The 10,353-nt window shown below is 60.1% G+C and carries 9 protein-coding genes; 5 read left to right on the plus strand and 4 right to left on the minus strand.

From position 1 onward, the window contains the following. Positions 1-229: 229 nt before the first annotated feature. The 4 genes from EJA72_RS08645 to EJA72_RS08660 form a co-directional block, all read right to left on the minus strand. On the minus strand, positions 230-994 hold the full coding sequence (locus EJA72_RS08645; RefSeq protein ID WP_090188113.1) for an amino acid ABC transporter ATP-binding protein: 765 nt from the start codon (positions 992-994) through the stop codon (positions 230-232). Between the two features lie 10 nt (positions 995-1,004). After that, positions 1,005-2,102 (minus strand): amino acid ABC transporter permease, encoded by a 1,098-nt coding sequence (locus tag EJA72_RS08650; RefSeq protein WP_157711075.1) that lies wholly within the window; start codon positions 2,100-2,102, stop codon positions 1,005-1,007. Positions 2,103-2,112: 10 nt separating this feature from the next. Continuing rightward, positions 2,113-3,294 carry an amino acid ABC transporter permease gene (locus EJA72_RS08655; RefSeq protein ID WP_157711076.1) on the minus strand — a complete coding sequence of 394 codons (1,182 nt, stop codon included), beginning with the start codon at positions 3,292-3,294 and terminating at the stop codon, positions 2,113-2,115. Positions 3,295-3,359: 65 nt separating this feature from the next. Further along, on the minus strand, positions 3,360-4,391 hold the full coding sequence (locus EJA72_RS08660; protein WP_157711077.1) for an amino acid ABC transporter substrate-binding protein: 1,032 nt from the start codon (positions 4,389-4,391) through the stop codon (positions 3,360-3,362). A 468-nt stretch (positions 4,392-4,859) separates the two neighbouring features. Between EJA72_RS08660 and EJA72_RS08665 the strand changes: the two genes are divergently transcribed. From EJA72_RS08665 to EJA72_RS08685, 5 genes are all read left to right on the plus strand, one after another. Further along, positions 4,860-5,516: an alpha/beta hydrolase gene (locus EJA72_RS08665; RefSeq protein WP_157711078.1), complete on the plus strand. Its 657-nt coding sequence runs from the start codon at positions 4,860-4,862 to the stop codon at positions 5,514-5,516. A gap of 90 nt (positions 5,517-5,606) precedes the next feature. Beyond that, positions 5,607-7,094, plus strand: coding sequence for an ATP-dependent RNA helicase RhlB (rhlB, locus tag EJA72_RS08670; protein ID WP_157711079.1), 1,488 nt, complete (start codon positions 5,607-5,609; stop codon positions 7,092-7,094). 252 nt (positions 7,095-7,346) lie between these two features. Further along, entirely contained in the window at positions 7,347-8,294 is a 948-nt protein-coding gene (locus tag EJA72_RS08675) for an ornithine cyclodeaminase family protein (protein WP_157711080.1), read from the plus strand. Positions 8,295-8,425: 131 nt separating this feature from the next. Continuing rightward, positions 8,426-9,553 (plus strand): FAD-binding oxidoreductase, encoded by a 1,128-nt coding sequence (locus EJA72_RS08680; protein ID WP_157711081.1) that lies wholly within the window; start codon positions 8,426-8,428, stop codon positions 9,551-9,553. 92 nt (positions 9,554-9,645) lie between these two features. Then, a complete protein-coding gene (locus tag EJA72_RS08685; RefSeq protein ID WP_157711082.1) occupies positions 9,646-10,272 on the plus strand; it encodes a transcriptional regulator in 627 nt (208 codons plus the stop codon). The last annotated feature ends 81 nt before the right edge of the window (positions 10,273-10,353 follow it).

Consider the following 10,353-nt stretch of genomic DNA (forward strand, 5'->3'; position numbering starts at 1 on the left):
TGCCGGGTTAGCCGCCCCCGGCCATGGATGGCCGATGGCGGCGGGCCCACGGAGCAATGCCGGAGTGAGGGCATGCCGAGCCCTAGCGAGGCACCGAGTGGTGGGGCAAGAGCCTTTTGCTTACTTTGGGGCTTTTCCAAGTTGAGTCGCCGTAAGGGCGAAACCATAAGCAGCCGTTACCAAAGAAACGGATATGCCCCCCACCAGCATCAGAACCCAAACCCCCCAATCAATGCAGAATCTGACTCAAGAACAGCTTGGTCCGCTCATTCTGCGGATTATCGAAGAAATCATTCGGCGCCGCCTGCTCAACGATCTCCCCCTTGTCCATGAAGATCACCCGATTGGCCACCGTCCGAGCAAAACCCATCTCGTGAGTCACACAAAGCATGGTCATGCCGTCCTCAGCCAAACCAATCATCGTGTCCAACACCTCTTTCACCATCTCAGGATCGAGTGCCGAAGTCGGTTCGTCGAACAACATGATTTTCGGCTTCATGCACAACGCCCGGGCAATCGCCACACGCTGCTGCTGACCGCCAGACAGTTGCCCCGGGAATTTATGCGCCTGCTCCGGAATGCGTACACGCTCCAGATAATGCATGGCGATTTCTTCAGCCTGACGCTTGGGCATCTTGCGCACCCACATCGGCGCCAGGGTGCAGTTCTGCAAGATGGTCAAATGCGGGAACAGGTTGAAGTGCTGGAACACCATGCCGACTTCACGACGAATCGCTTCGATCTGCTTCAGGTCGTTGGTCAGCTCGACGCCATCGACCACGATGCGGCCCTGCTGGTGTTCTTCCAGACGGTTGAGGCAACGAATGGTGGTGGACTTGCCGGAACCCGACGGGCCGCACAGCACGATACGCTCGCCCTGCTTGACGTTCAGGTTGATGTCTTTCAACACGTGGAACTGGCCGTACCATTTGTTCACGCCCTGCATCTGAATAATGCCTTCAGGGCTCACAGGCTTTTTGATCGCTTCGCTCATCAGAGAACTCCTAACGCTTGTGGCCAGTGTCCAGCTTGCGTTCCAAATGCATGGAATAGCGGGACATACCAAAACAGAAAATCCAGAACACCAGGGCCGCGAACACATAGCCTTCGGTGGCCATGCCCAACCATTTAGGGTCGGCGGCGGCTTGTTTGACGCTGTTGAGCAGGTCGAACAGGCCGATGATGATCACCAGGCTCGTGTCCTTGAACAGCGCAATGAACGTGTTGACGATGCCCGGGATCACCAGCTTCAGGGCTTGCGGCAGAATCACCAGGCCCATGCTGCGCCAGTAACCGAGGCCCATCGCCGCTGCCGCTTCGTACTGACCTTTAGGGATCGCTTGCAGACCGCCGCGCACCACTTCGGCCACGTAGGCCGACTGGAACAGGATCACGCCGATCAGCGCCCGCAGCAGTTTGTCGAAGTTCATGCCTTCGGGCAGGAACAACGGCAGCATCACCGAGGACATGAACAGCACCGTGATCAACGGCACGCCGCGCCAGAATTCGATGAAGGTCACGCAGACCACCCGAATCGCCGGCATGTTCGAACGACGGCCCAGTGCCAGGATGATCCCCAGCGGCAATGCACCGGCAATACCGACGGTGGCGATGACCAGGGTCAGCATCAGGCCGCCCCATTGGCTGGTCGCCACCTGTTGCAGGCCGAAAATGCCGCCATGCAGCAGGAAGTAGGCAATGATCGGGTACAGCACCAGGAAGCTCAGGCCATACACCGCTTTACGGTGAAAGCGCGAGATGAACAACGGTGCCACGCCGATGACCGCCAGCCACACCGTCAGGTCCACGCGCCAGCGCAGTTCCGGCGGGTAGTAGCCGTACATGAACTGGCCGAATCGCTGCTGGATGAACACCCAGCAGGCGCCCTCTTTCGTGCAGTCGGCGCGGGTGGTGCCGACCCAGTTGGCGTCCAGGATCGCCCAATGCAGGATAGGCGGGACCACCAGGTAAATCAGATAGAACGCGAACAGGGTCAGCAGGGTGTTGATCCAGCTGGAGAACATGTTCGCGCGCATCCACGCCACCACACCGATGGCGCTGCTCGGTGGGGGCATGTCAGGTTTGAATGTATGAGTGCTCATGCGCTTTTCCTTACCGCTCGATCAGCGCAATGCGCTTGTTGTACCAGTTCATCAGCAGGGAAATGCTGATACTGATGGCCAGGTACACGCTCATGGTGATGGCAATGACTTCGATGGCTTGCCCGGTCTGGTTCAGCACCGTACCGGCAAACAACGAGACCATCTCCGGGTAACCGATACCGGCCGCCAGCGAGGAGTTTTTCGCCAGGTTCAGGTATTGGCTGGTCAGCGGTGGAATGATCACGCGCAGGGCTTGCGGGATGATCACCTTGCGCAGGGTCGGACCGTTGCGCAGGCCCAGGGAGTGAGCCGCCTCGGTCTGGCCATGGCTGACCGACTTGATGCCCGAACGCACGATCTCGGCGATGAACGCCGCGGTGTACACGGTCAGGGCCAGGGTCAACGCCAGCAGTTCCGGGATCAACACCCAGCCGCCGACGAAGTTGAAGCCTTGCAGCTTCGGCATTTCCCAGTGCAGCGGGGCGCCGAAGATCAACGCGCACAACGCCGGAATCACCAGGAACAGCGCCAGGCCCGTCCAGAACTTGTGGAACGGAACGCCAGTGGCTTCGAAACGCTTGTTGGCCCAGCGGCACATCAGAACGATGGCGACGATGGCCACGACGACGCTGACCACAAACGGCCAGAACCCTTCGGAAATCAGCGCGGCCGGCATGTTGAGGCCGCGGCTGCTGACGAAGAAGGTGTCACCGAAGTTATGGCTGTTACGTGGCCCCGGCATCGTCAGGAATACCGCAAAGTACCAGAACAGGATTTGCAGCAGCGGCGGAATGTTGCGGAAGACTTCCACATAAACAGTCGCCAGTTTGCTGATGATCCAGTTCTTCGACAGCCGTGACACGCCGACGATGAACCCGAGGATCGTCGCCAGGATCACGCCGATGAAGGTCACCAGCAGCGTGTTGAGCAGCCCGATGACAAACACTCGGGCATAGGTGTCCGATTCGGTGTAGTCGATCAGGTGTTGAGCGATGCCGAAACCGGCACTGCGCTCCAGAAAGCTGAAACCGGAGGTAATGCCCCGGTGTTGAAGGTTGGTCTGCGTATTATCGAACAGATACCAGCCCATCGTGACCACCGCCACAATGGTGATGATCTGAAATAGCCACGCACGCACTTTGGGATCGCTGAGGCTGAGCCTCTGCTTTGGTGCGCCGATTGAATTTTGCATGAAGTGCCCCGGATGTAATGGAACAGAACATCACCCGGCGGTTGGCCCACCGGGTGATAGAACCATCAGCGCACTGGTGGTGCGTATTGAATGCCGCCGTTGTTCCACAGGGCGTTCAGCCCGCGGTCGATTTCCAGCGGAGTGCTCTTGCCGAGGTTTTTCTCGAACACTTCACCGTAGTTGCCGACCTGCTTGACGATCTGCACGACCCAGTCTTTCTTCACTTTCAGGTCTTTGCCGTATTCGCCGTCAGTCCCCAGCAGACGAGCAACGTCCGGGTTCTTGGTGCCTTTGGCTTCAGCTTCAACGTTTTTCGAGGTGATGCCGGCTTCTTCAGCGTTGAGCATGGCGTAGCCAACCCAGCGCACGATGGCCAGCCACTCGTCGTCGCCGTTGCGCACGACAGGGCCCAGTGGCTCCTTGGAAATGGTTTCCGGCAGAACCACGTAGTCTTTCGGCGAGGCCAGCTTGCTGCGCTGGGCGAACAGTTGGGACTTGTCGGAAGTCAGTACGTCGCAACGACCGGATTCCAGCGACTTGGCGCTTTCGTCGGAGGTGTCGAACGTGATCGGGGTGTACTTCAGGTTGTTGCCGCGGAAGTAGTCGGAAACGTTCAGCTCGGTGGTGGTACCGGCCTGGATGCAGATGGTTGCACCGTCCAGTTCCTTGGCGCTCTTGACGCCCAGCTTGTTGTTTACCAGGAAGCCGATGCCGTCGTAGTAAGTGATGAAGCCAGGAAATTTCAGGCCCATGCCCGAGTCACGGGAACTGGTCATGGTGGTGTTGCGCGACAGGATGTCGATTTCGCCCGATTGCAGCGCGGTGAAGCGCTCTTTGGCGTTCAACTGACTGAACTTGACCTTGGTCGCGTCGCCGAAAACGGCAGCCGCTACAGCTCGGCAGTAGTCAGCATCGATACCCACGATCTTGCCAGTGGAGTCCGGAACCGAAAAACCAGGCAGGCCATCGCTGACGCCGCACTGTACGAAACCTTTCTTCTGTACGCCATCCAGGGTTGCACCCGCCTGAGCGAACCCGCTGACACCGAGTACTGCGGCTGCAGTCACGATAGCCAGGGTGGATTTCAACATCTTCATTCAAACCTCCAGTTTTTGCTCTTGTTGTGTCGGAGCGTGAGTCCAGTCGCACCCTTATGAGGCGTTGTTGACCCGTGTTGGCTTTTTTTAGGGTCAACCGACGTAGGACCGTTGCTATGAGTCTAGTAGGAGAAAATCCACATCATGGACCACTCACTTCTCACCAATCGGCCGAACGGGCTGTAGCCCTTTCACGTTCGCGAAGCCCGTAGCGGCCATTGGCGAACATCCATCACCGGATTTTTTGCTATCCCACCACGAACAATGGCCTGATAGTGTTACCGACAGGCGTGGGATTTTTCGTACAGGCTTCCCATAGCAAGGCCCGTACCAGACCGCGCGCAGAAGCGATTCAGCCACAGGTCAATAGCAAAACTTGTAGCCTTGCGACATCTTGTTAACTGATCAACCAGACGCGCACTCACCTCTCGCACTCAAAGAGAGCGCACGCACACAATTGGAGCAGCCATGACCGAGCCCCTGATTCTTGAACCCGTCAAGGCCGCCGACGCCTGCGTTATATGGCTGCATGGCCTCGGCGCGGACCGTTATGACTTCCTGCCGGTAGCGGAAGCCCTGCAAGAAAGCCTGCTGACCACGCGTTTCGTCCTGCCGCAGGCACCGACCTGCGCCGTGACCATCAACGGCGGCTACGAGATGCCGAGCTGGTACGACATATTGGCCATGAGCCCGGCGCGCGCGATCAACCGCGAGCAGCTGGAAGAGTCTTCGGACAGAATCATTAAATTGATCGAAGTGCAGCGAGCCGTTGGAATAGACGCCTCGCGGATTTTTCTCGCCGGTTTTTCCCAAGGGGGCGCCGTGGTGTTGCACACCGCCTTCCTGAAGTGGCAGGGCGCGCTGGGTGGCGTACTTGCCCTCTCGACCTATGCCCCGACCTTCAACGATGAACTGGAGCTTTCGGCCAGCCAGCAGCGCATTCCGGTGCTGTCCTTGCACGGTCAGTACGACGATGTGGTGCAGAACTCGATGGGCCGGACCGCCTACGAGCATTTGAAGCAGCGTGGTGTCACCGTGACATGGCAGGAATACCCAATGGGTCACGAAGTGTTACCCGAGGAAATTCACGACATCGGCGCTTGGCTCACTGAGCGTTTGCGTTGACGGTTAAGCGAAAAACCGCCCATTGATCCCTCCCACTACGCCGCGCCCGATTCTTGCATTACACTGGCCGGCACTTAACCTATTGATGAGATGACCGTGCTCAAAGCACTCAAGAAAATGTTCGGTAAAAGCGAGACTGAGCAGCTCGCGCCAGTCACCAGCGCTCCGTCTCACGCCCCCAGCCACCGCACCGACGGTCATCAGCCGGGCCGGGCCGCCACCCCAGCGGCACCAAAAACCGAGCCCGTGACCGCACCGGCCGACCAGCCGGTTGAAGTGGCTGTCGCCGAGCAACCACGCAGCGAAGCGCCGAAACCCGCCAAGCCGCGTCGCGAACCGAAGCCAAAGGCACCGGTCATTCCCTGGAAACTCGAAGATTTCGTCGTTGAACCCCAGGAAGGCAAAACCCGCTTCCACGACTTCAAACTCGCCCCGGAATTGATGCACGCCATCCAGGACTTGGGCTTCCCGTATTGCACGCCGATCCAGGCGCAAGTGCTGGGCTTCACCCTTGCCGGCAAAGATGCCATCGGTCGCGCCCAGACCGGCACCGGTAAAACTGCTGCGTTCCTGATCTCGATCATCACCCAGCTGCTGCAGACCCCGCCGCCGAAAGAGCGCTACATGGGCGAGCCTCGGGCGCTGATCATTGCCCCGACCCGTGAACTGGTGGTGCAGATCGCCAAGGACGCGGCCGACCTGACCAAGTACACCGGCCTGAACGTCATGACGTTTGTCGGCGGCATGGACTTCGACAAGCAGCTCAAGCACCTCGAGGCTCGTCATTGCGACATCCTCGTCGCGACGCCAGGCCGTTTGCTGGACTTCAACCAGCGCGGCGACGTGCACCTGGACATGGTCGAAGTCATGGTCCTGGACGAAGCCGACCGGATGCTCGACATGGGTTTCATCCCGCAAGTGCGTCAGATCATTCGCCAGACTCCACCGAAAAACGAGCGTCAGACGCTGCTGTTCTCCGCGACTTTCACCGAAGACGTGATGAACCTCGCCAAGCAATGGACCACCGACCCGTCGATCGTCGAGATCGAGTCGCAGAACGTGGCCAGCGAAAACGTCGAGCAGCACATCTACGCGGTGGCCGGCGCCGACAAATACAAACTGCTCTACAACCTGGTCAACGACAACGGTTGGGAGCGGGTGATGGTCTTTGCCAACCGCAAGGATGAAGTGCGCCGCATCGAGGAACGCCTGGTGCGCGATGGCGTCAACGCCGCGCAACTGTCCGGCGACGTGCCGCAGCACAAGCGCATCAAGACCCTGGAAGGCTTTCGCGAAGGCAAGATCCGCGTGCTGGTGGCCACCGATGTTGCCGGTCGCGGCATTCACATCGACGGCATCAGCCACGTGATCAACTTCACCCTGCCGGAAGTCCCGGACGACTACGTACACCGTATCGGCCGCACCGGTCGCGCAGGCGCCGATGGCGTGTCCATCAGTTTTGCCGGCGAAGACGACTCCTACCAGCTACCGTCCATCGAGGCGTTGCTGGGCCGCAAGATCAGCTGTGAAACGCCACCGACGCATCTACTGCGGGCGGTTGAGCGCAAGCGCCCGTAACGCGGGTCGCAGTGAAAGAGGCGCAGCCGGAAACGGACTGCGCTTTTTTTTCGCCCCGATTTTTGTGATCAACAACCCTGTAGGAGCGAGCTCGCTCGCGATGGTCGTGAACGATAACGCGTAGAACCAGATGCCCCACGGCGCCCCTGCAGTTTTTCGCGAGCAAGCTCGCTCCTACAAACGGTGCTTGCGAGAGACAACTAAAAGTCCATAATAGACAAATTAGTTTACTTTCAGTGTCCGGAGCCGAGCATGTTAAGTACGCCCTATGTGATCAACCAACTGCAGGCCCGCGAGTTGCTGGCGAAAGTCGACGTGCCACAGATCCTGCGCAAACTGTTCCGCGACCTGGCTGCCGGGCAAGCGGTGCAACCGGCGCAGCAACTGGTGGAATTCCCTCAGGGCGCTGGAGATTTCATCAACTACCTGGGGGTGCTGGCCGAGGACGGTGTGTACGGGGTCAAGACGTCGCCGTACATCGTGCGCGAGCAAGGTCCGCTGGTGACCGCGTGGACGCTGTTGATGTCGATGCAGACCGGCCAGCCGCTGCTGCTTTGCGACGCCGGTGAACTGACCACCGCGCGCACCGCGGCAACCACCGCTGTGGCGGTCGATGCTTTGGCCCCGCTCAAGGCTCAACGCCTGGCGATCATCGGCAGCGGCAAGGTGGCCCAGGCGCACCTGCATTACGTGAAGGGTCTGCGGGACTGGCAGAGCATCAACCTCTATTCGCCGAGCCTGAGCGACAGGAACCCTGAAGAACTGGCGCAGCTCAAGGCCCTCGACCCGCGCCTGAGCATCGTCGACAGTCGCGAAGCGGCGGTTCAGGACGCCGATGTCATCATGCTCTGCACCTCGTCCGCCGGCCCGGTGATCGATCCGTCGAGCTTGAGCAAACCGGCGCTGATCACCTCCATCAGCACCAACGCCCCGCGTGCTCACGAAGTGCCGCCCGCCAGCCTCAATGAGATGCAGGTGTTCTGCGACTATCGTCTGACGACGCCCGGCTCGGCGGGTGAGATGCTGATTGCCGGCGAGCAGCATGGCTGGGACAAGCACGCGATCATCGGCGACCTGCCTGACCTGCTGAGCGAAAAAGTCCAGCGCCCCGGCTACGACCGTCACGTATTCTTTCGTTCCATCGGCCTGGGCCTGGAAGACATCGCGCTGGCCAATGCCCTTTACCACCTTCAGCACTGACACCACCAACCCTTTGTAGGAGCGAGCTTGCTCGCGAAGGTAGATCTGGCACCACGGTGTCGACTGACACACCATCGCGAGCAAGCTCGCTCCTACAGGAGACCGCATTTGCGCTTGATCAGGAGACGTTCATGAGCCAGGCAGATTTCATCATCATCGGCGGCGGGATTGCCGGCGCTTCCACCGGCTTCTGGCTGTCGCAAACGGCCCGGGTCATCGTGCTGGAGCGCGAATCCCATCCGGCCTACCACTCGACCGGTCGCTCGGCGGCGCTGTACACCGCCGCCTACGGCACCCCGCAGGTTCGGGCATTGACCCAGGCCAGCCGCGATTTCTTCGACGCCCCGCCCGCCGGTTTCTGCGAACACCCGCTGCTGACGCCGCGCGGCGAAATGACCGTGGATTTCACCGGCGACCCGACCGAGTTGAACAATCAATACCTGAGTGCCAAAGCCACGGTGCCGGAGATGCAACTGCTCAGCGCCGACGAGGCCTGTGTGCGCATGCCGATCCTGCGCCGGGAAAAAGTCCACGGCGCGATCTACGACCCGACGGCCAGTGACATCGACACCGACGCCCTGCACCAGGGTTACCTGCGCGGTATTCGTCGCAACAAAGGCGAAGTGCACACCGACAGCGAAGTCCTGAGCCTGACCCGCGATGCCGAAGGTCTGTGGCACGTCCGCACCAATGGCCAGACTTTTATCGCCCCGACCCTCATCAACGCTGCGGGCGCCTGGGCCGACAAGATCGGCGAACTGGCGGGTGCCAAACCACTGGGGCTACAACCGAAGCGCCGCGCGGCGTTCATCTTCGCCGGCCCCGAAGGCGTGGACATCCACGGTTGGCCAATGCTGGTCAGCCTCGACGAGTCGTTCTACATGAAGCCCGACGCCGGGATGTTCCTCGGCTCGCCCGCCAACGCCGACCCGGTGGAACCGCACGACGTGCAACCCGAAGAACTGGACATTGCCATGGGCATCTACCAGATCGAAGAAGCCACCACCCTGACCATCCGCCGTCCGACCCGCACCTGGGCCGGACTGCGCAGTTTTGTCAGCGACGGTGATTTGCTGTCCGGTTTTGATCCGCAGGTACCGGGGTTGTTCTGGGTCGCGGCGCAAGGTGGCTACGGCATTCAAACGTCGCCGGCAATGGGCCAGGCCAGCGCCGCGCTGGTTCGGGGTGAAGCGTTGCCCGAACAACTCACGCGCTTCGGTCTGGACGCCGGGATGCTCTCCCCCGCTCGCCTGGGCTGATGCCTGCCCTCAGGTGACGGGCCGACACGATTGCGGCAAACTTCCAGCGCCCTTTTCTGACGGGGCGCTGATGCTGCCTGGAGTTCCATTGTATGAACGCACCTGAAAAAGACCCGGCCCTGGACAACTACCGAGCGATCGCCGATGCCATCGCCACGTTGTTCTTTCCTCACGCCGAGGTGGTGCTGCACGATCTGCGCACGCAAAAGATCGATTACATCGCCAACAACCTGTCCAAGCGCGAAGTCGGCGATGACGCCGCGCTGGAAGACATGCTCAGCGATGACATCAGCGAACGAAACATCGGGCCGTACGAAAAGCTGAATTGGGATGGTCAGAAGATTCGCAGCCTGAGCAGCGTGCTGCGCGACAGCGCCGGTCATCCGCTGGCGGTGTTGTGCATCAACCTGAATATCTCGCTGTTCGAAAATGCGAAAGCGGCGCTGGATCTGTTCCTGTCACCGACCAAGTTGATTCCGCAACCGGACTCACTGTTTCGCGATGACTGGCAGGAGCGGATCAACACCTTCCTCCACGCCTGGCTGCGCGAACGCCAGTTGAGCCTGAACCTGCTGACCCGCGACCACAAACGCGAGCTGGTGCTGGCGCTGCACGCCGAAGGCGCCTTCAAGGGCAAAAGCGCCTCCAACTACGTCGCCAATGTGCTGAGCATGGGACGGGCAACGGTGTACAAGCACCTGAAAGAACTGAAAAGCTAACCACAACTAAAACCCTGTGGCGAGGGAGCTTGCTCCCGCTGGGGTGCGCAGCGTCCCCAAAAAGGGGACTGCGATGCAGTC

The sequence above is a fragment of the Pseudomonas sp. PB120 genome, assembly GCF_009761815.1.
In the GTDB taxonomy this organism is placed as follows: domain Bacteria; phylum Pseudomonadota; class Gammaproteobacteria; order Pseudomonadales; family Pseudomonadaceae; genus Aquipseudomonas.

Coding starts and splice junctions, on each gene's coding strand:
- EJA72_RS08655 (WP_157711076.1), bottom strand. CDS start 3,294: ATGCAAAATTCAATCGGCGCACCAAAGCAGAGGCTCAGCCTCAGCGAT.
- EJA72_RS08650 (WP_157711075.1), bottom strand. CDS start 2,102: ATGAGCACTCATACATTCAAACCTGACATGCCCCCACCGAGCAGCGCC.
- EJA72_RS08680 (WP_157711081.1), top strand. CDS start 8,426: ATGAGCCAGGCAGATTTCATCATCATCGGCGGCGGGATTGCCGGCGCT.
- EJA72_RS08685 (WP_157711082.1), top strand. CDS start 9,646: ATGAACGCACCTGAAAAAGACCCGGCCCTGGACAACTACCGAGCGATC.
- EJA72_RS08645 (WP_090188113.1), bottom strand. CDS start 994: ATGAGCGAAGCGATCAAAAAGCCTGTGAGCCCTGAAGGCATTATTCAG.
- EJA72_RS08660 (WP_157711077.1), bottom strand. CDS start 4,391: ATGAAGATGTTGAAATCCACCCTGGCTATCGTGACTGCAGCCGCAGTA.
- rhlB (WP_157711079.1), top strand. CDS start 5,607: ATGACCGTGCTCAAAGCACTCAAGAAAATGTTCGGTAAAAGCGAGACT.
- EJA72_RS08665 (WP_157711078.1), top strand. CDS start 4,860: ATGACCGAGCCCCTGATTCTTGAACCCGTCAAGGCCGCCGACGCCTGC.
- EJA72_RS08675 (WP_157711080.1), top strand. CDS start 7,347: ATGTTAAGTACGCCCTATGTGATCAACCAACTGCAGGCCCGCGAGTTG.